Annotated in this window: 21 protein-coding genes and 1 other RNA gene; 5 read left to right on the top strand and 17 right to left on the bottom strand. The window is 68.2% G+C overall.

Annotation, left to right across the window (positions count from 1 at the left end):
* Positions 1 to 163 precede the first annotated feature (163 nt).
* From ftsZ to mraZ, 14 genes are all read right to left on the bottom strand, one after another.
* Positions 164 to 1,396: a cell division protein FtsZ gene (gene ftsZ, locus ABE463_RS04145; protein ID WP_019182482.1), complete on the bottom strand. Its 1,233-nt coding sequence runs from the start codon at positions 1,394 to 1,396 to the stop codon at positions 164 to 166.
* A gap of 281 nt (positions 1,397 to 1,677) precedes the next feature.
* Positions 1,678 to 2,913, bottom strand: coding sequence for a cell division protein FtsA (gene ftsA / locus ABE463_RS04140; RefSeq protein WP_017355446.1), 1,236 nt, complete (start codon positions 2,911 to 2,913; stop codon positions 1,678 to 1,680).
* Positions 2,910 to 3,662 (bottom strand): cell division protein FtsQ/DivIB, encoded by a 753-nt coding sequence (locus tag ABE463_RS04135; RefSeq protein WP_259261837.1) that lies wholly within the window; start codon positions 3,660 to 3,662, stop codon positions 2,910 to 2,912. Before ABE463_RS04135 ends, ftsA begins: the two co-directional genes overlap by 4 nt.
* Positions 3,659 to 4,642 (bottom strand): D-alanine--D-alanine ligase, encoded by a 984-nt coding sequence (locus ABE463_RS04130; protein WP_346467346.1) that lies wholly within the window; start codon positions 4,640 to 4,642, stop codon positions 3,659 to 3,661. Before ABE463_RS04130 ends, ABE463_RS04135 begins: the two co-directional genes overlap by 4 nt.
* Positions 4,639 to 6,075, bottom strand: a complete 1,437-nt coding sequence (murC, locus tag ABE463_RS04125) for a UDP-N-acetylmuramate--L-alanine ligase (RefSeq protein WP_121042706.1) — start codon at positions 6,073 to 6,075, stop codon at positions 4,639 to 4,641. Before murC ends, ABE463_RS04130 begins: the two co-directional genes overlap by 4 nt.
* Before the next feature lie 37 nt (positions 6,076 to 6,112).
* Positions 6,113 to 7,207 (bottom strand): undecaprenyldiphospho-muramoylpentapeptide beta-N-acetylglucosaminyltransferase, encoded by a 1,095-nt coding sequence (murG, locus tag ABE463_RS04120; protein WP_259261835.1) that lies wholly within the window; start codon positions 7,205 to 7,207, stop codon positions 6,113 to 6,115.
* Positions 7,204 to 8,529 (bottom strand): putative lipid II flippase FtsW, encoded by a 1,326-nt coding sequence (gene ftsW / locus ABE463_RS04115; RefSeq protein WP_346467345.1) that lies wholly within the window; start codon positions 8,527 to 8,529, stop codon positions 7,204 to 7,206. Before ftsW ends, murG begins: the two co-directional genes overlap by 4 nt.
* Positions 8,529 to 9,614, bottom strand: a complete 1,086-nt coding sequence (mraY, locus tag ABE463_RS04110) for a phospho-N-acetylmuramoyl-pentapeptide-transferase (protein WP_123728345.1) — start codon at positions 9,612 to 9,614, stop codon at positions 8,529 to 8,531. The genes ftsW and mraY overlap by 1 nt, the downstream gene beginning before the upstream one ends.
* On the bottom strand, positions 9,604 to 10,998 hold the full coding sequence (murF, locus tag ABE463_RS04105) for a UDP-N-acetylmuramoyl-tripeptide--D-alanyl-D-alanine ligase (protein ID WP_346467344.1): 1,395 nt from the start codon (positions 10,996 to 10,998) through the stop codon (positions 9,604 to 9,606). The genes mraY and murF overlap by 11 nt, the downstream gene beginning before the upstream one ends.
* Positions 10,995 to 12,497: a UDP-N-acetylmuramoyl-L-alanyl-D-glutamate--2,6-diaminopimelate ligase gene (locus ABE463_RS04100; protein ID WP_346467343.1), complete on the bottom strand. Its 1,503-nt coding sequence runs from the start codon at positions 12,495 to 12,497 to the stop codon at positions 10,995 to 10,997. The genes murF and ABE463_RS04100 overlap by 4 nt, the downstream gene beginning before the upstream one ends.
* Positions 12,494 to 14,338 carry a penicillin-binding transpeptidase domain-containing protein gene (locus tag ABE463_RS04095; RefSeq protein WP_259261831.1) on the bottom strand — a complete coding sequence of 615 codons (1,845 nt, stop codon included), beginning with the start codon at positions 14,336 to 14,338 and terminating at the stop codon, positions 12,494 to 12,496. Before ABE463_RS04095 ends, ABE463_RS04100 begins: the two co-directional genes overlap by 4 nt.
* Entirely contained in the window at positions 14,335 to 14,598 is a 264-nt protein-coding gene (gene ftsL, locus ABE463_RS04090) for a cell division protein FtsL (RefSeq protein WP_019182492.1), read from the bottom strand. Before ftsL ends, ABE463_RS04095 begins: the two co-directional genes overlap by 4 nt.
* Positions 14,595 to 15,563: a 16S rRNA (cytosine(1402)-N(4))-methyltransferase RsmH gene (gene rsmH / locus ABE463_RS04085; protein ID WP_346467342.1), complete on the bottom strand. Its 969-nt coding sequence runs from the start codon at positions 15,561 to 15,563 to the stop codon at positions 14,595 to 14,597. Before rsmH ends, ftsL begins: the two co-directional genes overlap by 4 nt.
* A 14-nt stretch (positions 15,564 to 15,577) precedes the next feature.
* On the bottom strand, positions 15,578 to 16,024 hold the full coding sequence (gene mraZ / locus ABE463_RS04080) for a division/cell wall cluster transcriptional repressor MraZ (RefSeq protein WP_019182494.1): 447 nt from the start codon (positions 16,022 to 16,024) through the stop codon (positions 15,578 to 15,580).
* 324 nt (positions 16,025 to 16,348) lie between these two features.
* Here mraZ and ABE463_RS04075 point away from each other — a divergent pair, with 324 nt between their 5' ends.
* Positions 16,349 to 17,110 (top strand): NRDE family protein, encoded by a 762-nt coding sequence (locus ABE463_RS04075; RefSeq protein ID WP_346467341.1) that lies wholly within the window; start codon positions 16,349 to 16,351, stop codon positions 17,108 to 17,110.
* A 180-nt stretch (positions 17,111 to 17,290) separates the two neighbouring features.
* On the opposite strand, the gene rnpB is transcribed toward ABE463_RS04075, so the two are convergent.
* Together rnpB and rsmI are read right to left on the bottom strand one after the other, a co-directional pair.
* Positions 17,291 to 17,641: RNase P RNA component class A (gene rnpB, locus ABE463_RS04070), an RNA gene on the bottom strand.
* A gap of 38 nt (positions 17,642 to 17,679) precedes the next feature.
* Positions 17,680 to 18,501, bottom strand: coding sequence for a 16S rRNA (cytidine(1402)-2'-O)-methyltransferase (gene rsmI / locus ABE463_RS04065; protein ID WP_346467340.1), 822 nt, complete (start codon positions 18,499 to 18,501; stop codon positions 17,680 to 17,682).
* Positions 18,502 to 18,580: 79 nt separating this feature from the next.
* On the opposite strand from rsmI, the gene ABE463_RS04060 reads away from it, so the two are divergent.
* Genes ABE463_RS04060 through ABE463_RS04045 form a run of 4 tightly spaced genes read left to right on the top strand, consistent with a single transcriptional unit; the run spans position 18,581 to position 22,600 of the window.
* The gene (locus ABE463_RS04060; RefSeq protein WP_346467339.1) at positions 18,581 to 20,302 is read left to right on the top strand and encodes a penicillin-binding protein activator; all 1,722 of its coding nucleotides are present in this window, start codon (positions 18,581 to 18,583) and stop codon (positions 20,300 to 20,302) included.
* A 5-nt stretch (positions 20,303 to 20,307) separates the two neighbouring features.
* Complete coding sequence (locus tag ABE463_RS04055; RefSeq protein WP_123729665.1) at positions 20,308 to 20,676, top strand: YraN family protein; 369 nt, start codon at positions 20,308 to 20,310, stop codon at positions 20,674 to 20,676.
* Positions 20,676 to 21,212: a metal-dependent hydrolase gene (locus ABE463_RS04050; RefSeq protein WP_346467338.1), complete on the top strand. Its 537-nt coding sequence runs from the start codon at positions 20,676 to 20,678 to the stop codon at positions 21,210 to 21,212. The genes ABE463_RS04055 and ABE463_RS04050 overlap by 1 nt, the downstream gene beginning before the upstream one ends.
* A gap of 2 nt (positions 21,213 to 21,214) precedes the next feature.
* Positions 21,215 to 22,600, top strand: a complete 1,386-nt coding sequence (locus ABE463_RS04045) for an FAD-linked oxidase C-terminal domain-containing protein (RefSeq protein ID WP_346467337.1) — start codon at positions 21,215 to 21,217, stop codon at positions 22,598 to 22,600.
* 6 nt (positions 22,601 to 22,606) lie between these two features.
* Here the strand turns inward: ABE463_RS04045 and thiL are convergent, their stop codons facing one another.
* Complete coding sequence (gene thiL, locus ABE463_RS04040) at positions 22,607 to 23,581, bottom strand: thiamine-phosphate kinase (protein ID WP_346467336.1); 975 nt, start codon at positions 23,579 to 23,581, stop codon at positions 22,607 to 22,609.

Genomic DNA, 23,581 nt, shown 5'->3' with positions numbered 1-23,581 from the left:
AACACGCACTACCGCTGTCCCTTCCGTGAACCGTGGTGCGTGGACAGCACTGCCCGGACGTGCGCAATGCACGACGGCGGTCAGACTGCCGGGCCGATCCTGGCCCGGCAGCATGGGACATGGAGATGCTTACCGGGGAGGACAAGGCCCCGGCACGCAGTACTCAGTCCGCCTGGCGGCGCAGGAACGCCGGGATGTCCAGGTAATCGTTCGGCAGTTCAGCGGCAGCCGGACCCGACGCGCTCGGTGCCGACGGTGCCACGGTGTCGGCGCTCGGACGACGCAGGCCCATGCCCATGCCCATCCCGCCCACGGCCTTGGAGACCGCATCGCCGCCGTTGTCGAACTCGCCGAACTCCGGCTGACCGGTGGTGGCATTGCGGACCAGCTTGATCGGTGCGCGCTCGCCCGGACGCTGGGTCTTGGCGGTGACGGCACGGTTCAGGCCGGTGGCGACCACGGTCACGCGGACTTCGTCCTGCATGTCCGGATCCAGCACGGTACCCACGACCACGGTGGCATCTTCGGAGGCGAAGCCGTCGATGGTGCGGCCGATCTCGTCGAACTCGGCCATCGTGAAGTCGGCGCCGGCGGTGATGTTGACCAGGATGCCGTTGGCACCGGCCAGGTTCACGTCATCCAGCAGCGGGTTCTGGATGGCGGCTTCGGCAGCGGCCTGGGCGCGGTCATCGCCACGCGCGGTGCCGGTGCCCATCATCGCCAGGCCCATTTCGGACATGACGGTACGCACGTCGGCGAAGTCGACGTTGATCAGGCCCGGACGCACGATCAGGTCGGCGATGCCCTGCACGGCGCCCTGGAGGACGTCGTTGGCGGCACGGAAGGCCTGGATCATGGTGGCGTTGCGGCCCAGCACGGTGATCAGCTTTTCGTTCGGGATGGTGATCAGCGAATCGCAATGCTGGCTCAGCTCTTCGATGCCCTTCAGCGCGACCTGCATGCGGCGACGGCCTTCGAACGGGAACGGCTTGGTGACCACGGCCACGGTCAGGATGCCCATCTCCTTGGCCAGCTGGGCCACGACCGGGGCTGCACCGGTGCCGGTGCCACCGCCCATGCCGGCGGTGATGAACACCATGTCCGCACCCTGCAGGGCGTCCATGATGCGCTCACGGTCTTCCAGCGCGGCCTGGCGGCCGACTTCCGGATTCGCGCCTGCGCCCAGGCCCTTGGTGACGTTGGTACCCAGCTGCAGCTGCAGCTTGGCACCACAATTCTTGATGGCCTGCGAGTCGGTGTTGGCGGTGATGAATTCCACGCCGTCCACACTGGTGCTGACCATGTGCGCCACGGCGTTGCCGCCGCCGCCGCCCACGCCGATCACCTTGATCACCGCATTGGGTGCCATCTTTTCAATCAGTTCGAAATGCGCCATGTCCGTGTCCTCGTGTTGCCGTTTACGCGGGACGGGGGCTTCGGAGAATCCTTCTCCTGTCCTCCCCACCCATCGTGCCGGCGAGTTGTAGTTGGTATGCCGGGCCGGATAGAGCCAACCGCGGCGGTGTTGCCTGCTTCAATGGTCGGCCAGGTGGCCGGGTGATGCGCTTGCTGTGTACGTCGTGATGCGATCTGTTGCGGTGTTGCGTGGACGGTGTGTGGATTTTTCGGGAACTGCTTATCGCTTATTGCATGTGTACTGCGTGTTGCGGTCCGCGATCAGAATTCGCCGCGGAACCAGGTTTTGAGTTTCTTGAACATGCTGCCGGCGCGGCCGGTGGGCAGCGACGGGCGACGCGGGTGTTCGATCTGGCTGCCCATCAGCAGCAGGCCCACGCCGGTGGCATGCACCGGGTTGCCCACCACTTCGCCCAGCCCGGTGACGTGCTGCGGAATACCCACGCGCACCGGCATCTGCAGCATTTCCTCGGCCAGTTCGACCACGCCTTCCATCTTCGACGCGCCGCCGGTGAGCACCATGCCGGCGCGCACCAGTTCTTCGAAACCCGAGCGGCGCAGTTCGGCCTGCACCATCTCGAAGATCTCTTCGTAGCGGCCCTGCACCGCCTGGGCGAGTGCGTGGCGCGGCATCCGGCGCGGCGGACGATCGCCGACGCTGGGCACCTGGATGCTTTCCTCGGCAGTGGCCAGCTGGGCCAGCGCGCAGGCATAGCGCACCTTGATCTGCTCGGCTTCCGGGGTCGGCGTGCGCAGCATGTGCGCGATGTCGTTGGTGACGTGGTCGCCGGCGATCGGCAGCGAGGCGGTGTGGCAGATCGCACCCTGCACGAACACCGCCAGGTCGGTGGTGCCGGCGCCCATGTCGACCAGCACCACGCCCAGCTCGCGCTCGTCGGCGGTCAGCACAGCCACGCTGGAGGCCAGCGAAGAGAGCACCAGGTCATCGACCTGCAGACCGCAGCGCTGCACGCACTTGGAGATGTTGGCCGCCGCCGACTGTGCGCATACCACCAGGTGGGCGTGCACTTCCAGGCGCACGCCGGTCATGCCGACCGGGTTGCGGATGCCTTCCTGCGAATCGTCCAGCACGTACTCGCGCGGGATCGCATGCAGGATCTTCTGGTCGGCCGGGATCGCCACCGCCTTGGCCGCATCCAGCACGCGATCCAGGTCGCCCCAGGTCACTTCGCCGTCGCGGATCGGCACGATGCCGGGCGAGTTCTTGCACTGCACATGGTTGCCGGAGATCGAGGCGTACACCGAGCGGATTTCGCAGCCGGCCATCAGCTCGGCTTCTTCGACCGCACGCTGGATGGACTGCACGGTCGATTCGATATCCACCACCACGCCGCGCTTGAGACCGCGCGATTCGTGCGAGCCGATCCCGATGACCTCGATCGGATTGCCCGGCGAGTACTCGCCGACCAGCGCCACCACCTTGGAGGTGCCGATATCCAGACCGACGATCAGTGATTTGTCACCCTTGCGATTCATGTCCTGTCCTGCGTCCTGTGCGCCACATTGGCCGGCGTGGCCGGTGCGGCCGGAGCCGGGGTACCCCAGCTCAGCGTGAAACCATTGGTGTATCGGAGGTCGGCGCGCTCGATCGGCGCCGCTTGATTGGCCAGCTGCGGCAGTACGCGTACGAACCGCTGCAGGCGCGAGCGGGCATCATCGCGGCCAACGACCACTTCGGTGCCGTTGCTCAGCACCAGCGACCAGCTGCCGCGTGCATCCATGGTGACCCGCTTGACGTCCACCCCGGCCGGCGCGAACAGCGCGCGCGCATCGTTGTAGAGCGCCACCACTTCTTCGGTCTGGCTGTCCGGCCCATCCAGGTCGGGCAGCTCCAGGTCCTGCAGCTTCTTCGGGGTGGCGAACAGCTTGCCCTGCTCGGAGAGCAGGCGGTCATGGCCCCAGCGCGCGAACGGTTTGTGCTCGACCAAGGTGATTTCCAGCACGTCCGGCCACTGCTTGCGGACCTGCGCGCTCTCCACCCACGGCAGCGTTTCGATGGCGTCCTGCGCATCCTGCAGCTTGACCGCGAAGAAGCCGGACTTCGCATACGGCAGCACCACCTGCTGCAGCTGCTCGGCCGGCACCCGCTTGAACTCACCGTGCACACGCAGCTTGGCCAACGGCCACCGCTCGGCACCGACCCAGCCGTTGAGCACCGCCACCACGGGCAGTGCCACGACCGACAGGGCCAGCAACCAGACGAAGATGCGCAGCACCGCGTTCATGCGTGGCTGTGCTCCTGAGCGGCGTGACCCGGCAGGGTCTGTTCCAGCACCCGCCAGACCAGCTCTTCAAAGCCGATTCCGGCCTGGCTGGCCGACTTGGGCACCAGCGAATGGCTGGTCATGCCCGGCGCGGTGTTCACTTCCAGCAGGTAGAAGCGGCCGCTGCTGCGGTCGCGCATCACGTCCACCCGGCCCCAGCCACGGCAACCGGCGGCGCGGAACGCGGCCAGTGCGAGGCGGCGGATCTCGATTTCATCCTCGCCCTCCAGGCCCGGGCACAGGTACTGGGTGTCCTCGGCGATGTACTTGGCGTTGTAGTCGTACCACTGCCCCTTGGGCACGATGCGGATCGACGGCAGCGCCTGGTCGCCCAGGATCGCCACGGTCAACTCGTCGCCGACCACCATCTGCTCCATCAGCAGCTGACCGTCGTAACGCACCGCCAGCGCGACCGCCTCGTCCAGCCCGGCCTCTTCCACCACGCGGCTGATGCCGACGCTGGAGCCTTCATTGGCCGGCTTGACCACCACCGGCAGGCCGAGTTCGGCCGCAGCGGCGTGGACATCGGAGGCCTGGTCCAGCGCGATGAAGCGCGGGGTCGGCAGGCCGTGCGACAGCCATACCTGCTTGGTGCGGATCTTGTCCATGCTCAGCGCCGAGCCGAGCACGTCCGAGCCGGTGTAGGGCACGCCGAAGGCTTCCATCAGGCCCTGCACGATGCCATCTTCGCCACCGCCGTTATGGCCGTGGAGGATGTTGAAGACGCGGTCGAAGCGCTTCTCGACCAGCGCCAGCGCCAGCGCCGGGATGCCATCGACCGCGATCGCATCGACGCCGCGCGCGCGCAGGGCTTCGATCACGTTGCGGCCGGAATCCAGCGAGACGTTGCGCTCGCTGGAGGTGCCACCCAGCAGCACGCCGACGCGGCCGAACATGGCCGGGTCGGTGAGGCGCAGCGGCGGGAAGGTCAGCGCGTTCATGCGGCCGGGGTCTCCTGGAAGCCTTCGCCGGCGATCTGCTGGGCGATGTAGCCGATGTCGCCGGCCCCCATCATCAGCAGCAGATCCCCGTCCTGCAGGACATCGGGCAGCACGTGCGCCAGTTCGGCAGCGTTGCCGACCACAACCGGCTCGCTACGGCCGCGCGCACGGATGGCGCGGGCCAGCGAACGCGAATCGGCGCCCGGGATCGGCGCTTCGCCGGCCGGGTACACCTCGCTCAGCACCAGCGCATCCACTTCGGACAGCACCGCGGCGAAGGCATCGAACTGATCGCGGGTACGGCTGTAACGGTGCGGCTGGAACGCCACGACCAGGCGCTGGCTCGGCCAGCCGCCCCGGGCGGCAGCGAACACGGCGGCCAGCTCACGCGGGTGGTGGCCGTAGTCGTCGATCACGCGGACCTTGGCACCGGTGTGCGTGGTGACGATGCCCAGATCATTGAAGCGGCGGCCGATGCCGGCAAAGCTCTCCAGCGCACGCGCGATCGCCTCCGGGGCCACGCCCAGCTGCCAGCCCACGGCGGCGGCGGCCAGCGCGTTGAGTACGTTGTGCTCGCCCGGCAGGGCCAGCGTCACCGGGTGGCTGCTGCCTTCCGGAAGGCGCAGGGTGAAATGCATGCGCGGGCCGTCCTGGACCACGTCCTCGGCACGCACGTCAGCGTTGCTGCTCATGCCATAGCTCATGACATGGCGCGGCGTCTGCGCGGCCAATGCGGCCACTTCCGGATCGTCGATGCACAGCACCGCCAGCCCGTAGAACGGCAGGCGCTGCAGGAACTCGGCGAACGCGGCCTGGACGCGGGCGAAATCGTTGCCGTAGTTTTCCAGGTGGTCCGAATCGATGTTGGTGATCACCGAGACCAGCGGGTTCAGGCGCAGGAAGCTGCCATCGCTCTCGTCGGCTTCGGCCACCAGCCACTGGCCACCGCCGAGCTTGGCGTTGGCACCGGCGGCGAGCAGCTGGCCGCCGATCACGAAGGTCGGGTCCAGCCCGCCTTCACTCAGCACGGCAGCGGTCAGGCTGGTGGTGGTGGTCTTGCCGTGCGTGCCGGCCACCGCGATGCCGCGGCGGAAGCGCATCAGTTCGGCCAGCATCGCCGCGCGCGGCATGATCGGAATGCGCTGGCTGCGCGCTTCCATCAGTTCCGGGTTGTCATCGCGGATCGCACTGGAGACGACCACGCAATCGGTGCCGAGCACGTTGGCCGCCGAGTGGCCGCGCATCACGCGCGCACCCAGGCCGGCCAGGCGACGGGTCGCGGCGTTGTCGGCATTGTCCGAACCGGACACTTCATAGCCCAGCGTCAGCATCACTTCGGCGATGCCGCTCATGCCGGTGCCGCCGATGCCGACGAAGTGCACGCGCGGGAACGCGCGTACCAGGTCGTTGGTGTCGTGGAGGCGGCGGATCATGCGCGGCCTCGCGCCAGGCTGGCGCGCGTAGCGGTGTTCATTTGGATTCCTCGAGAATGATGTCGGCGATGCGCTCAGCGGCATCGACCTTGGCCAGGGCACGCGCGGCATGGGCCATCTGCATGCGTCGGGCGGAATGTTCGGACAATTCGCGCAACACGCCTTCCAGCTGCGTCGCCAGCGTTTCATCCTGCTTCAGCAACACCGCGGCGCCGCGCTCGACCAGATACTCCGCATTGCGGGTCTGGTGATCGTCGACGGCCGCGGCGAACGGCACCAGCACGCTGCCCACGCCGACCGCGCATAGCTCGGCCAGGGTGGAGGCGCCGGAGCGGCACACCACCAGATCGGCCCAGGCGAACGCCTCGGCCATATCGGCAATGAACGGTTCCACGCTTGCCTGCACACCGGCATCGGCGTACGCCTGCAGCGCCTCGGCATGCAGCTTCTCGCCGCTCTGGTGGCGCACCTGCACCGGCATGCCAGCGCCCAGCGCAGCCAGTGCCTTGGGCACCGCGTTGTTGAGCACGCGTGCCCCTTGGCTGCCGCCGAGGACCAGCAGACGCAGCGGGCCCTGACGGTTGGCCAGGCGTAGCTCGGGCGGCGTGATCGCGGCGATCTCGGCACGCACCGGGTTGCCCACCGCTTCCTCACGCTGGGCGAAGCTGCCCGGGAAACCGGCCAGCACGCGGCGCGCGAAGCGCGACAGCACGCGGTTGGTCATGCCCGGTGCGCGGTTCTGTTCGTGCACCAGCAGCGGCAGGCCATGCAGGCGCGCGGCGATACCACCGGGGCCGGAGGCGAAGCCACCGAAGGCGATCACCGCCCGCGGCTGGCGATCGCGGATCAGGAAACCGGCCGCGCGGATCGCGCGCAGCAGCCGCAGCGGCGCGCCGATCAGGGCCAGCTTGCCCTTGCCGCGCAGGCCACCGATGGCCAGCGTGTCGATGTGGATATCGTGCTGCGGCACCAGGCGCGTTTCCATCGCGCCATCGGCACCGAGCCAGGTGACCGGCACACCGCGTTCGCGCAGCACCTTGGCCACGGCCAGGCCGGGGAAGATGTGCCCACCGGTGCCGCCGGCCATGATCATGACCGGGCGCTGGGACGGATCGAGGCGAGGCGTGCTCATCCCATCCTCCCCAGGGTCGGTTCAATGCGCTGCTGCATGCGGCTGGTGCCACGGGTGGCGCTGTCACGCGGTGCGGTATCGCGTGCGCTGTCCTGCATCGCCGCGGCGATGGCGCTGGCGCTGTCGGCTTTGGGCACGTCGCCCGGCAGCGGCCCCTCCTGGTCGGCGCCCATGCGCACGGCCTGGCGGCGCTCGGCGCGGTCCAGTTCATAGGAGACGCGCAGCAGCAGGCCCATCGCCACGCAGGTCATCAGCACGCTCGAGCCGCCCGAGGAAATCAGCGGCAGGGTCAGGCCCTTGGTCGGCAGGATGCCGAGGTTGACCCCGATCGAGACGAAGCTCTGCATGCTGATCCACAGGCCGATGCCGAAGGCGATGTAGCCGGAGAAGTGGCGCTTCATTTCCACGCAGCGCATGCCCAGCCAGAAGGTGCGGCCGACCAGCAGCGCATACAGCGAGATGATCAGGCAGGTGCCAAGGAAGCCCAGCTCCTCGGCGGTGACCGAGAAGATGAAATCGGTATGCGCTTCGGGCAGGTAGTAGAGCTTCTGCACCGAGTTGCCCAGGCCCACGCCGGTCCACTCGCCACGGCCCACGGCCATCAGCGCGTTGGACAGCTGGTAGCCATCGCCCTGCTGATCGGCCCACGGGTCCAGGAAGGAGGTGATGCGGCGCATGCGGTACGGCTCGAAGATCGCCAGCGCGGTCATGCCGATCATGCCGAACACGATCGGCATCGACATGCGTGGCAGGTTGACCCCGCCCAGCACCAGCATGCCGGCGGTGATCGCCAGCAGCAGGGTGGACGAGCCGAAGTCCGGCTGCAGCAGCAGCAGCACCACCAGCGCGCCGGCCACGCCGAGCGGCTTGAGCATCGCCGGCCAGGTGGCGTTGACCTCATCGCGGAAGCGGACCAGATAGCTGGACAGCCACACGATGTAGAGCACCTTGACCGCTTCGACGGTCTGGAACTTGGAAATGCCCAGGTTGATCCAGCGGCGGGCGCCGTTGACGCTGCTGCCCAGGCCCGGGATGAACACCACCACCAGCAGCGCAAAGCAGCCCAGCAGCAGGATCTGGTTGTACTGCTCGATGCTCTTGAGCTCGGTGCGCATGGCGATGATCGCCAGGCCGATACCCACCGCCAGGAAGATCAGGTGGCGGTTGAGGTAATAGAACGGGCTGCTCATCAGCGCGATCGAGCTCGACGCGACCATCACCACGCCCAGCCCGGTGAGCGCGATGATCGCGCCCAGCAGCCACTTGTCGAAGTGGCCTCCGATGGCTTCAAGGCGGGTGGCTTGGCGCGACAGGTCGTTCATCAGCGGACCTTCAACGTGGCCAGGCCGATCAGGACCAGCACCACCGAGATGATCCAGAAGCGCACGATCACGCGCGGCTCCGGCCAGCCCTTCAGTTCGAAGTGGTGGTGGATCGGCGCCATGCGGAACACGCGCTTGCCGGTCAGCTTGAACGAGGCGACCTGGATCATCACCGACAGCGTCTCGATCACGAACACGCCGCCCATCACCACCAGCACCAGTTCCTGGCGGGTGATCACCGCGATCGTGCCCAGCACCGCACCCAGCGCCAGCGCGCCGATGTCGCCCATGAAGACCATGGCCGGATAGGTGTTGAACCAGAGGAAGCCCAGACCTGCACCGGCGATCGCCGCGCAGATGATGACCAGCTCACCGGCCCCCGGGATCTGCGGGATCTGCAGGTAGCTGGAGAACACCACGTTGCCCGAGGCATAGGCGAACACGCCCAGCGCGCAGGCGACCAGCACGGTCGGCATGATCGCCAGGCCGTCCAGGCCGTCGGTCAGGTTGACCGCGTTGGAGAAGCCGACGATCCAGAAATACGCGATGGCCACGAAGCTGACCCCGGCCAGCGGCAGCGCGATCGACTTGAACATCGGGATGTAGAACGTCATCGCCGCCGGGACATCGGCGGTGTAGAACAGGAACAGACCGGCCGCCAGACCGAAGATCGACTGCAGCAGGTACTTCCAGCGCGACTTCAGGCCGTTCGGATCACGCCGGACGATCTTGATCCAGTCGTCGTACCAGCCGATCGCGCCGAAGCACAGCATCACGGCCAGCACCAGCCAGACGTAACGGTTGCGCAGGTCAGCCCACAGCAGCACCGACAGCGTGATCGTCAGCAGGATCAGCGAGCCGCCCATGGTCGGCGTGCCGGCCTTGGCGAAATGGGTCTGCGGACCATCCGTACGGATCGGCTGCCCGCCCTTGAACTGGGCCAGCTTGCGGATCATCGCCGGGCCGAGCCACAGCGACAGGAACAGGGCGGTCAGCGCCGCGAGGATGCCGCGCAGGGTCAGGTAGCCGAACAGCCCGAACAGGCTCTCCAACTGCTGCAGCCATCGGGCCAGTTCAAGCAACATTGGGGGTTTCCTCTCCTTGCGCGAGCAGCGCTTTGACGATCGTGTCCATGGCGCTGCCACGCGAGCCCTTGACCAGGCAGCGCACGCCGGCATGCAGTTCGGTGGCGAGCGCGGCGGCCAGGGCCTGGTGACTCTGGAACGGCTGGCCGCCTTCACCGAAGGCGGTCGAAGCGGCGGCGCTCAGCGGGCCGAGCGTGTACAGCCGCTTCAGGCCGGCGTCGCGGGCGCGGCGGCCAGCCTGGGCGTGCAGCGCCTCGCCGTCCGGGCCGAGTTCGCGCATATCGCCCAGTACCAGCCAGCCCTCGTCCTTCGAGGCGGCCAGGGCATCGATGGCGGCGGCCAGCGAACCGGGGTTGGCGTTGTAACTGTCATCGATCAGCACCGCGCCGCTGGGCAGCTGGTGCGCGATCTGGCGGCCCGGCACCGGCTCGGCGCGGGCCAGGCCGGCGGCGATCTGCGCCACCGCAATGCCCGCGGCCAGCGCCAGCGAGGCGGCGGCCAGCGCGTTGCTGATGTTGTGCCGGCCCGGCAGGCCCAGCGTGATCTCGGCATCGCCCGCCGGCGTGGACAGCACGAACTGGCTGCCCTGCGCGGCCGGGCGGATCGCACGCGCGGTGACATCGGCGGTGTGCTCCAGGCCGTAACGCAGCACGCGGCAGCGCGGCGGCTGGCCGACGATGTGCTGTTCGAACCAGATCCCGAAGGCGTCATCGGCATTGATCACGGCCACGCCATCGGAAGGCAGCGCCGCGTAGATCGCGCCCTTGGTGGTGGCCACGCCCTGCAGGCTGCCCATGCGTTCCAGATGCGCCGGGGCGATGTTGTTCACCAGCGCGTAGTGCGGGCGCACGATCTCGGTGAGGTAGGCAATGTCGCCCGGCTTGCCGGCGCCCATCTCGTAGACGGCGTAGTCGGCATCTTCCGGGGCATCGAGCACCGCCAGCGGCAGGCCGATCTCGTTGTTGCGGTTGCCGGGGTTGGCGTAGACCACCTTGCGGTCGTCACGTGCCACCTGTTCCAGGATCGCCAGCAGCAGGCTCTTGACGCTGGTCTTGCCATTGCTGCCGGTGATCGCGAAGACCGCGGTGTCGCGGTCACGCTGCATGCCGGCGGCGATGCGTCCCAGAGCATGCTCGCTGTCGGCCACCACGATCTGCGGCAGGGTGACATCCAGCAGTCGCTCGACCAGCATCGCCGAGGCACCGCGTGCCAGCGCGTCGGCCGCGAAGTCATGGCCATCGAAGCGCTCGCCACGCAGCGCCACATACAGGCTGCCCGGCGCGAGCGTACGGGTGTCATTGCTGATGGCATCGATGGCGGTGTCTTCGCCATGGATCTCGCCACCGGCCCAGTGGGCGATCAGCGACAGCGGGGTGCGCTTCATGGTGCCTCCATGCGCGGCGTACCCGCTTTATCTACGCGCGCGGCCAGTACACGGCCGGCTACTTCAGTGTCGTCGAAGGCGTGCTTGACCCCGTCGATCTCCTGATAGGGCTCATGGCCCTTGCCGGCGATCAGCACGATATCGCCCGCGCCGGCCTGGCCGATCGCGGTGGCGATCGCGGCGGCGCGATCACGCTGCACGGTGACGGCAGCGGGCGCATCAAATCCCTTCAGGATGTCGGCCACGATCACGTCGCCGTCTTCGCCACGCGGATTGTCGTCGGTGACGATCACCACGTCGGCGTGTTGTTCTGCGATGGCGGCCATCTGCGGGCGCTTGCCGGTGTCGCGCTCGCCGCCGCAACCGAACACGCAGATCAGGCGCCCGGCCAGATGGCCCTGCACACTGGCCAGTGCCTGTTCCAGCGCATCCGGGGTGTGGGCGTAATCGACCACGACGGTGGGCAGGCCGCCCTCGCCGCCCAGGCGGTTCATGCGCCCGGCGATCGGCTGCAACTGCGAGAGCAGCGCGGCGATCGCGGCCGGGGCATGGTCCAGCGCATACAGCGCACCGGCCACGGCCAGCAGGTTGTCCACGTTGAAGCGGCCGAGCAGCGGCGACAGCACCGGATGGCGCTGACCGTCCACGACCAGATCGAAGGCGATGCCCCGACCGTCCAGGGTGAGCGAATCGGCGCGCAGGGTGGCCTGCGCGGCACCGCGCGAACTCACACCGATCGGGCGCACGGTCTCGCCGACAGTGCGCAGCAGTTCACTGCCGAAGCTGTCATCGAGATTGACCACGGCGGCCTTGAGCCCGTCGCGGTGGAACAGCTTGGCCTTGGCCGCACCGTACTGCGCCATGTCGCCGTGATAGTCGAGATGGTCGCGGGTGAGATTGGTGAACACCGCCACGTCGTAGTGGACGGCATCCACGCGGCCCTGATCCAGCGCGTGCGAGCTGACTTCCATCGCCACGGCCTGGGCACCTGCGTCGCGCAGCTGCGCCAGCACCTCATGCATCTGCAGCACCAGCGGCGTGGTGAAGCCGGTCGGCACCACGTCGCCATAAAGTCCGACGCCCAACGTGCCGATACTTCCACTGCGGGTGCCGAGCAGGTGCCAGGCCTGGGCCAGCAGCTGCACGGTGGAGGTTTTGCCGTTGGTGCCGGTCACGCCGACCATCGTCATCGCGCGCGAGGGGTGGCCGTGGAACTGATCGGCCATCGCGCCCATGCGGTGGCGCAGGCCCGGCACGGCAATCGCATCGGCCGGTGCCGGCAGCTCGACCGGGGCCGGCGGGTCGAACAGGATCGCCCCGGCGCCATTGGCGCGGGCCTGATCGACAAAACCCAGCCCATGCGCGCCGAAGCCGGCGATCGCCACGAAAGCATTGCCCGGGCGCACCGCGCGGCTGTCCAGCACCAGGCCGGTGATGGTCGGGTCGTGGCTCAGCACCACATCGGGAAGCAACTGCGACAGCAACATCATCTGGCTCATTGCGTGCCTCCCTGCGCGGGCGGCACTGTGGCGTGCGCGCTGGGCAGCGCGGCATCGAATTCTGCGGCGGCATCGGGCGCGATCACCGTTTCCGGCGGCGGCATCGGCAGCACCGAGGCCGAGTGGCCCATCTTTCCGGACTGCTGGGCGGCCAGCCACGACTCGATGTCATCCGGCGGCACGTCCATCAGGCGCAGCGCGCCTTCCATGACGTTGTGGAACACCGGTGCGGAGACCAGGCCGCCGTAATACTTGCCGCCCTGCGGGTCGTTGATGACGATGACCGTGGCGAAGCGCGGGTTGGTGGCCGGCACTACGCCGGCGAACAGCGCGTTGTAATGGCCGCGCTCGTAACCGCCGGGGCCGGCCTTGCGGGCGGTGCCGGTCTTGCCGGCCACGTGGTAACCCAGCACCGCCGCCTGCTTGGCGCCGCCCTGGGTGACCACGGTTTCCATCATCGCCACGACTTCCTTGGCGATGTTCTCGTCGATGATCTGCTTGCCTTCGTTGCGCTGGCCTTTGACGAAGGTCGGCGCGATCAGCTTGCCGCCGTTGCCCAGCGCCGAGTAGGCGGTCGCGATCTGCAGCGGGCTGACATTCAGGCCGTAGCCATAGGACATGGTGGTCTTGGACGGACCACTCCAGCGCGCCGGGCGCGGCAGCACGCCGGCCGATTCGCCCGGGAAGCCGCTGTGCGGGGCGACGCCATAACCGAAGCTGTGAATGTGGTCGTAGAAGACCTGGTCCGGCATCTTGGCGGCGATCTTGGCCGCGCCGATGTTCGAACTGCGGGTGATCACGCCGGTGACGGTGAGCACGCCATTGTTCCGCGGCACGTCCTTGATCGTGTAGCGGCCCAGCGCCATGTAACCCGGGTTGGTGTCCACCGTGGTGTCTTTGGTGACCACGCCGGACTGCAGCGCCGAGGCGATGGTCAGCGGCTTCATGGTCGAACCCGGCTCGACCAGATCGGTCACCGCGCGGTTGCGGCGGGTGTCCGGCGCAGCGCCACCCACGGCATTGGGGTTGTAGGTGGGCAGGTTGACCATGGCCAGGATCTCGCCGGTGGCCACATCCATGATCACCATCGAGCCGCCCGCGGCCTTGTTCTCGATCAGCGCGTTGCGCAGCTCCTTGAAGGCCAGGAACTGGATGCGGCGGTCGATGCTGAGGGTGAGGTCCTTGCCCGGCTCGGCGGCGCGCAGCAGATCGCTCTCCACCGTGTCGCCCTTGCGGTTGCGGATCACGCGCTTGGCGCCGGCCTTGCCGCGCAGCCATTCGTCGAAGGCCAGCTCCAGCCCTTCCTGGCCGCGGTCGTCGATGTTGGTGAAGCCGAGCACGTGCGCCATCGCCTCACCCTGCGGGTAGAAGCGGCGGAACTCGCGCTGCGAGGCCACGCCCGGAATCTTCATCGCGACCACTTTCTCCGCGTCGTCCGGATTGATCCGGCGGCGCAGGTACATGAATTCCTTATCGGCCTTCTGCGAGAGCTTGGAGGTCAGCTCATCCAGCGGCATGCCCAGCGCGGTCGCCAGCTCGGGGATACGGTCCGGCGAACGCAGCAGTTCCTGCGGGTTGACCCAGATCGAGGCGACCGGGGTGGACACCGCCACCGGCTCGCCATTGCGGTCGGTGATCATGCCGCGCGAGGTGTTGATCGGCAGTTCGCGCAGGTAACGGGCTTCGCCCTGGCGCTGGTAGAACTCGCTGTTGATGATCTGCACGTAGGCGGCACGGCCGACCAGCGAGACCGAGCACAGGCCGAGCGCCAGCCCCACCCACTTCAGGCGCTGGCGGAGGTTGAAGCTGTTGCGCGCACGGTTGCGGCCGGACTTGTTCATGGCCGGATCACCACGACGTCGGCCGCTTCGGGGAACTTCATGCCCAGGCGCTCGCGGGCGACGCGGTCGACCCGGGTCGCCTCGGCCAGGGTGGCCTGCTCAAGCTGCAGGCGACCGAACTCGATGTTGATCTCATCGCGCGCACGCTCGACCCGGGACAGCTCCACGAAGGTCTGGCGGTGGCGATGGCGCATGAACACCACCCCGATCGCCGAGGCGACGGTGCAGGCCAGCAGCACGATCAACAGCAGGCGGCTCATCCAGCCACCTCGCGCTTTTCGGCGACACGCAGCACGGCGCTGCGCGAGCGCGGGTTGACCGCCAGCTCGTCGTCTTCGGCCTTGATGGCGCCACCGTGCAGGTCCAGTGTCGGCACGAAGGCGGCCAGCTCGGGCAACCGGCGGTTGCTCGGCGGTGCCTTGGCATAGCGGTTCATGAACTGCTTGACGATGCGGTCTTCCAACGAGTGGAAGCTGATCACCGCCAGCCGGCCACCGGGCTTGAGGCGTGCCAGTGCCGCGTCCAGGCCGGCTTCGAGATCGGCCAGTTCGCGGTTGATATGGATGCGGATCGCCTGGAAGCTGCGCGTGGCCGGGTGGATCTTGTCCTTGCCACGCGGCATCACCGAGGCGATCAACTCCGCCAGCTCGGCGGTGCGGGTGAAGGGCTGCTTGTCGCGGCGGGCGACGATGGCCTTGGCGATGCGGCGGCCCTGGCGCTCTTCGCCGTAGGTCCACAGCACGTCCATCAGCTCGCGCTCTTCAACGCGGTTGAGCCACTGCGCCGCACTTTCACCGCTGTCCGGGTCCATGCGCATGTCCAGCGGGCCGTCCTTGCCGAAGCTGAAACCACGCTCGGCGACATCCAGCTGGGGCGAGGACACGCCCAGGTCGAACAGCACACCATCCAGACCCTCGGCGGTGGCCTCCCACTGCAGCAGGTCGGCGAAGCTGCCACGGAAGATCGAGACGCGCGGGTCCGGCGCGAAATCACGCTCGGCTACCGCAATCGCCTCCGGATCCTTGTCCATGACCAGCAGCCGGCCTCCAGGACCGAGTTGCTCGAGCACGCCGCGGGCGTGACCGCCACGACCAAACGTGCCATCGAGATACACTCCGTTTTCGATCACCTTCAGGCCATCCAGGACCTGCGTGTACAGGACCGGCAGGTGGCCTGCCGGCGGCTGCGACACCGGAAGGTGACCGGTCTGCGCTGCTCCGCGCATCCGGGCACCCCGGCTCACAACTTCAGGTCGAGCAACCCATCGCCGAGATCCTCGTCAGACAACGTCTGCTGGATCAACGCACGATGAGCCTGCTCGCTCCACAATTCGAATTTGTCGCCCATACCGAGCAGCACCGCCTTCTTTTCAATGCCAACGGCACCACGGTGGCTGGCGGGAATACTGATGCGGCCGTTGCCGTCCAGCTCCAGATGCGCGGCCGAACCGACCAGCTTCTGTTGCAGGAGGCGCACGACGCGCTGTGTGTTGGGCTTGGACATGACGTCGTCACGGACGCGTTCCCATTCCTGTTCGGCGTACAGCCAGAGGCAGCCGGACTCGAACGGGTTGTAGGTCAGGACCAGACGGTTGTTGCTCACACGCGCGACAAGGTCGCGATGCGCGGTCGGAACCGCCATGCGCCCTTTGTCGTCAACAGTGATGGCCGTCTCGCCTTGAAACACGACGTTTTCACCTTTCCTTCGCCCGGTGAAACATTGAACCACGAAAAACCACAAAAAACCCGGTTTCCCCTCTGATGCCCACCTTAGCAGTGCCGATTGGGTTGTCAACAACTTTGCGAAGGGGAAATCACTTTGAACATCAAGGGCTTGCAGCAATGTTTAGAGACTTGTTCAAGGCTTATCCACAAGTTGCTGTTTCGTCTCATTTTTTGAGATTTCGCCGAAGTTCAGGCCTGTGGAGACCGCGTGAAACATCTGCCCGTATTCAGTCCTGACCCGGTCGCCATCGCCTCCGCCCTGCGCAGAACCGGCACACTGTGAGGCATGTGTCTGCTCGCCCTTGCCTGGAAAACCCACCCCCGCTGGCAACTGGTGATGGCCGGTAACCGCGATGAGTTCCACGCGCGGCCGACCGCCGCCCTGGGCCGGTGGCCCGCACCCGATGACGGGGTGGCCGCCGGCCGGGACCTGCGCTCGGGCGGAACCTGGGCCGGAATCGGGCCGGAGGGGCGGATGGCGGTGGTGACCAATGTCCGTGACCCGCAAGCCCGGCAGACCGGCCCCTCACGCGGGGCGCTGGTGGCCGACTATCTGCGTGATGCCGCGCCGGCCGCACTGTTCGCGGACGAGCTCGCCCGGCACGCGGCCGAGTTCGCCCCCTTCAATTTATTACTGGCCGATCGCGATAGTTGCCAGTTCCTGGGCAACCATCCCCTGCACCGCCAGTCACTGGCGCCGGGCATCCATGGCATGTCCAACGGCCCACTGGACGCGCCCTGGCCGAAAACCGTGACATTGAACGCCGCCCTGCGCATATGGGTGGACCTCGGCAATGACGATCTGGCTCCGCTGTGGGAGGCCCTGCGTGATGAGACCCGCGCTGACGACAGCGCTCTGCCGGAGACCGGCATCGGCCTGGAGCGCGAGCGCTGGCTGTCGTCCGCCTTCATCCGCAGCCCCGAGTACGGCACCCGCGCCAGCACGATCATCGCGCTGGACGCCAACGGCCACGGCTTCATCACCGAACGGCGGTTCGATGCGGAGGGTGTCTGTGTGGGTGAAACAACGCTGGCAGCGCAAGGCTGAGCTGGATCGGGACAGCGCCGTGATCAGCGGGCACCCGAAGCACAGGACAATCAAGCGGAGTAACAGCCCCCTTTAGTAAAGGGGGCGCGCCGTCAGGCGCGGGGAATTGGAGGCTGGCAGCCTGGGCCCCAAGGTTTGCGCTGCAAACCGTGGGGCTTTTTTCGCGAATCGCGAAAAAAGCGGCGGAGCCGGCCGATAAGCCGGGTTTTGTCGTGGACAGTCATTCTTCTAGGCGCTGCGTCACCGCAGCGCTCAAGCAACCTACCCGGACCCGACGCGGGCCACGCCATTAGGTCCCTATTTGGTCTTGCTCCAGGTGGGGTTTGCCGTGCCGGTCTGTTGCCAGACTCGCGGTGCGCTCTTACCGCACCATTTCACCCTTACCGGCTTCCCGAAGGAAACGTAGGCGGTATCTTTCTGTTGCACTTTCCGTCGGCTCGCGCCGCCCAGGCGTTACCTGGCACCTTGCCCTGTGGAGCCCGGACTTTCCTCGGCATCCGCAAGGGATGACGCGACTGTCTGGCCGACTCCGCCGCGCGCATTGTCCCACAAAACAAGGACCGTCGCGGTTACCCGCCGTACAACGCCTTGCGCGGGGCACCGGTGATTTCGGCCGCCAGCTTGGCCGCGGTCGAGGGCGGCAGGTGCTCACTGAGCTTGGCGTAGAGGCGACGGCCCTGGACCAGCTGGGCCTCCTCATCGTCGGCCGCGCCCTGCACCATCACCACGAACTCGCCCTTGCGCTGGTTGTCGTCCGCCTCGACCTGCTGCTGCAGCGAGGCCAGGTCGCCATCCAGCACGGTTTCGAACAGCTTGGTCAGCTCGCGCGCCAGCACCGCCGGGCGCTCGGGCCCGAACGCGGCGACCATGTCCGCCAGCGATTCGGTGATCCGGTGCGAGGATTCGTAGAACACCAGCGTGCGGGTTTCACCGGCCAGCGCATGAAGGCGCTCGCGGCGGCCGGAGGCCTTGGCCGGCAGGAAGCCTTCAAAGGTGAAGCGATCGCTGGGCAGGCCGGCCACGCTGAGCGCGGCGATCGCCGCACAGGCACCGGGAATCGGGCTGACCTTGATCCCGGCTTCGCGCGCGGCGCGGACCAGGCGGTAACCCGGATCACTGACCAGCGGGGTACCGGCATCACTGACCAGCGCCAGCGACTCGCCCGCCAGCAGGCGCGCCACGATCCGCTGCGACAACGCTTCTTCATTGTGGTCATGCAGCGCCACCAGCGGCTGCTGGATGCCGAAGTGGGCCAGCAGCTGGCCGCTGCGACGGGTGTCCTCGGCGCAGATCGCGGCCACCGAACGCAGCACGTCCTGCGCGCGCGGGGTCAGATCGGCGAGGTTGCCGATCGGGGTGGCAACGACATACAGCGTGGGGACAGCACTCATCAGCGGCTCTTCCGTGGTCAAGGGTAGAATCGTACCGTTCCCCGGCCACGGCCGCTGCCCCCATCGAATGGACCTGATCATGAACAAGCCCGTCGTACGGATCTCCGCCCTTTCGTTGTCGCTGATGCTGCTTGCCGGCTGCGCCACGACCAGCTTCACCAGTGCGCCGGATTCGCCGGCCCAGAGCCAGGCCCTGGCGCTGATCGAGCAGGGCAAGCCGCGCGATGCGGCCCTCCAGCTGGAAGCACTGGCCAACACCCTGCGCGGCGGTGCCCGCAGCGCAGCCCTGGCCGATGCCGCCTTCGCCTGGCACGAAGCCGGCGATGCCACCCGCGCCCGCACGCTGCTGGCCCAGGTCACCGCGCGCCAGCTCAGCGGCGCCAGCCTGCAGCGCTACCAGCTGACCACGGCCGAACTCGCGCTGGCCGACAAGCAGCCGGCGCAGGCGCTGGCTGCGCTGAAAGAATCGGCCGACGCGGTCACCCCCTCGCTGCGCACCCGCTGGCACCTGGCCCGCGCCAACGCATTGCAGGCCACCGGCGACAACCTCGGTGCCGCGCTGGAACGCGCCCGTGCGCACGCTGCACTGACCGGCAAGGCACGCAGCGACAACCAGCAGGCCATCGCCGGCCTGCTCGGCACGCTGGACGATGCCACCCTGCGCGCCCGCGCGGCGGCGCTGCCGGCCAATGAACCGCTGTACAACTTCGCCGGCCGTGCACTGATCGCCCGCGGCCTGCCGCTGCCGCGTCCGTTCGATCGCGAAGGTGCCTCGCAGTTCGATACCAGCAAGCGACCGCCGGCGATGAGCGATGGCTACCGCCCGCCCGTGAAAATGGCCGTGCTGCTGCCGCTCAGTGGCCGCCTGGCCACCGCTGCGCAGCCGGTCCGCGATGGCCTGCTCAGCGGTTACTACGGTGAAACCCGCCGCCGCCCGGACATCCAGTTCATCGATACCGCCGGCACCGCCGCCGGTGCCGTGGCCGCCTACGACAAGGCGGTGACCGCCGGTGCCGATTTCATCGTCGGCCCGCTCGGCCGCGATGAAGTGGATGCCGTGTTCGGCCGCCGCGACCTGCCGGTGCCGGTGCTGGCCCTCAACCGCGGCAAGGACACCCCGCCGGCCGGCAGTGCCGGTTTCTCGCTGGCGCCGGAAGACGACGGCATCATCGCCGCCGAATACCTGCGCGGCCGCGAGCGCAGCAAGGTCCTGGTGATCCACAGCAACGACGACAACGGTCGCCGCGCCGCCGCCGCCTTCCGCGAGCGCTTCGCGCAGCGCGGTGGCCAGGTGGTGGCGACGATCGGCGTGAGCGACACGGTCGGCGACATCGGCGCGCAGGTGCGTGCGGCCGGCGCCATCGACGGTGTGTTGCTGGCGGTGAAGGCGCCGCAGGCGCGTGCACTGACCCCGCAGCTGGCGCTGGCCGGTGCCGGTGGCGCCAGCCGCGTCGGCACCTCGCAGCTGACCGTCGGTGCCGGCAAGCCGGAAGAAGACATGGCGCTGGACGGCATCGTCTATCCGAACGAAGCCTGGAACGTGCGCGGCGTGCCCGGCCTGCCGGCCGCCTCCACCGCCGGGCAGATCCTGCCCTCGGCGCGCGGCGCCTCCGGTCGCCTGTTCGCGTTCGGTTTCGATGCGTGGAAGATCAGCGCGTACCTGGACAAGGTCGCGACTGAAGGCGGCCTGGCCGGCGCCACCGGCACCCTGTTCCTGGACAGCAACGGCAACGTACTGCGGGTGCCGGCGTGGTCGACCTTCAGCGGCGGCCGGCCGATGCCGATCGCCAGCAGCAACTGAGCCACGTGCCCACCGGGCGCGCGGTACGTGGCGCGGCGGTGGAAGCTGCCGCGCAGCACCATCTCCGTGAGGCCGGGCTGCGCCCGGTCACCACCAATGCGCGGTATCGCCGCGGTGAGATCGACCTGATCATGCGCGACGGTGATGTCGTCGTGTTCGTGGAAGTCCGCTACCGCGCGGACGCCCGCTTCGGCGGCGGCGCGGCCTCGGTGGACCGGCGCAAGCGACGCAAGCTGGTGATCGCCGCGCAGTTGTTTCTGCAGTCGCATCCCTGGCTGGCCGAGCAGCCGTGTCGCTTCGATGTCGTCGAAGCCGCCGGCGAGCCCCCGCAGCTGAACTGGCTGCGCGACGCGTTCCGGCTGGAAGACTGCTGATGCCCTCGATCTTTACCCACGCCGCCATTCCGCTGGCGCTGTGGTGCGGCGCGGATCGCGGCCGCATCTCCACGCCATTGCTGGCCGCCGGCGTGGTCGCGGCCATGCTGCCGGATGCGGACGTGCTCGCCTTCGCGCTGCACATTCCCTACGCCGACAGCTTCGGCCATCGGGGCGCCAGCCATTCGATCCTATTCGCCGCGCTGATGGCCGTGCTCGCCGCGCTGCTGCACCGGCGCCTGCGCGCCACGGCGGTGCAGGCGGCTGCGTTCGTCGGCCTGTGCGCGCTGTCGCATCCATTGCTGGATGCATTCACCTCCGGCGGCCTTGGCGTCGCGCTGTGGTGGCCATGGAGCGGCGAACGCTTCTTCGCCCCGTGGCGCCCGATCCGCGTCTCGCCCTTCGCGCCGCAATTCTTCAGCGCGCGCGGGATGGCGACCGTCCTTTCCGAACTGCGTTGGGTGTGGCTGCCACTGGCGCTGGCCGTGATCGGCTGGCGCGCGATCCAACGTGCCCCTGTTGATTCCCGGACCTGATGATGACCCCTGCCCTGCCCACGGCGTTCGTTGCCACCCTGCATGCCCTGCTCGGTGAGGACGGCTGGCGCACCGATGACCGCGCGCTCGAGGCACATGCGCAGGACAACTCGTGGCGGCACACGCTGCCGGCCGGTGTCGCCTTCCCGCGCGATCGCGAGCAGGTGGTCGCGCTGGTCCGCGCCTGCCGCGAACATCGCATCGCCCTGGTCGCGCGTGGCGCAGGCACAGGCACCACCGGCGCTGCCGTGCCGATGGAAGGCAGCATCGTGCTCTCGTTCGCGCGGATGAACCGTATCCTCGCCATCCAGCCCGGCGACCGCTGCGCGGTGGTCGAACCCGGCGTGCTCAACGGCGACCTGCAGCAGGCGCTGATGCCGCACGGCCTGTTCTGGCCGCCGGACCCCTCCAGTGCGGAGATATGCAGCATCGGCGGCAACCTGGCCTGCAATGCCGGCGGCCCGCGCGCGGTGAAGTACGGCACCAGCCGCGACAACGTGCTCGGCCTCGTGGCGGTCACCGGCGCCGGTGAACTGATCACCTGCGGCGGCCCGTACACCAAGGACGCCACCGGCTACGACCTGACCCATCTGCTGGTGGGCAGCGAAGGCACGCTGGCGCTGATCGTGGAAGCGACCTTGAAGCTGACCCCGCTGCCGGTGACGCAGGCGGGGCTGCGCGTGCTGTACCGCGATGCGGATGCCGCCGCGCAGGCGGTGTCGCGCCTGATGGCGCAACCGGTGGTGCCCACGCGCCTGGAATTCATGGATGCGCGCAGCCTCGAACTGCTGCGTCGCAATGGTGCTGACGTGCCAGAGGCCGGCGCGATGCTGCTGGTGGAGGCCGACGGCGACCACGACACCCTGCCCTACCTGCTGCAGGCCCTCGCGGCGGCCGCCGAAGGCGACGGTCTGATCGCGCTGGATGTGGCGATGGAAGGCAGCGCGCGCGAAACCCTGTGGGCCGCGCGCAAGGCGCTGTCACCGGCGCTGCGCAGCATCGCACCGGGCAAGATCAACGAAGACGTGGTGGTACCGGTCTCGCGCATTCCCGCGCTGGTCGCCGGGGTGCAGGCACTATCGGCGGAGTTCGATCTGCCGATCGTCACCTTCGGCCATGCCGGCAACGGCAACCTGCACGTCAACATCCTCTACCACCCGGACGATGCCGGCGAGAACGCACGCGCCCATGCGGCGCTGCCGCGCGTGTTCGCGCTGACCCTGGCACTGGGCGGCACGCTCTCCGGCGAACACGGCATCGGCCTGGCCAAGCGCGATTTCATGGCACAGGCGTTCACGCCGGCCACGCTGGCGGCGATGCGCGCGATCAAGGGTGCGCTGGATCCGGAGGGAATTCTCAACCCGGGCAAGGTGCTGCCGCCGGTGTGATGGGCGTCAGCGACGTTCGGAGAAGTGCTCGTAGCCACCGTCGGTGGCGTCGGCATCGGCGCAGTGCACGCCCTGTCCTTCCACGATCCGGCCGATCCGGGTCAGCGGCAAACCCAGTGACGCCGACAAGGCATGGATCGCATCACGCTGCGACGGCGCGACGGTGAAGCACAGCTCGTAATCGTCGCCGCCACGCAGCGCGCAGTCGCGGGCACCCTCGCGCCCGAGCTGCTCGCGCAGCGCCGACGAGATCGGCAATGCATCGGCCTCCACTTCCGCGCGCACACCGCTGCGTGCCGCGATGTGGCCCAGATCGGACAGCAGGCCATCGGAGATATCCACGGCCGCATGCGCGTAGGCACGCAGGCGCAGGCCGAGCGTGACCCGCGGGATCGGACGCAGCAGGCGCTCGCGCAGCGTTTCGTCATCGCTGAGCAGCGTGGCCACCGCCACTTTCAAGCGGTTCTGCTGCCACAGGCGCAGTGCACCGGCGGCATCGCCCAGCGTGCCACTGACCCAGATGTCATCCCCCAACTGGGCACGGTCGCGACGCAGCGCCTGGCCGGGCGCGACCTGGCCCAGCGCGGTCACCGAGAGCGACAGCGGCCCGCGCGTGGTGTCACCACCGACCAGCACGATGTCGTGCTCGTCAGCCAGTGCGAAGAAGCCATCGGCGAAGGCTTCGATCCAGTCCGCGTCGGCGTCCGGCAAGGACAGCGCCAAGGTGCACCACGCCGGGCGGGCGCCCATCGCGGCGAGATCGGACAGGTTCACCGCGAGGGTTTTCCAGCCGATGTCGTAGGCCGGGGTTTCGACCGGGAAATGCACGCCGCTGTTGAGCGTATCGGTGGTGATCACCAGCTGTTCGCCCGCACGCGGCTGCAGCAGCGCGGCGTCATCGCCGATGCCGAGCACGACATCGGCGCGCGCGGTGGTGCGCGCACGGATGCGGTCGATCAGAGCGAATTCGGCAAGGGACAC

This window comes from Stenotrophomonas sp. TWI819 (assembly GCF_039673075.1).
GTDB classification, from domain to species: Bacteria; Pseudomonadota; Gammaproteobacteria; order Xanthomonadales; family Xanthomonadaceae; genus Stenotrophomonas; species Stenotrophomonas rhizophila_B.
This window is presented reverse-complemented; position numbering and strand designations above follow the sequence as displayed.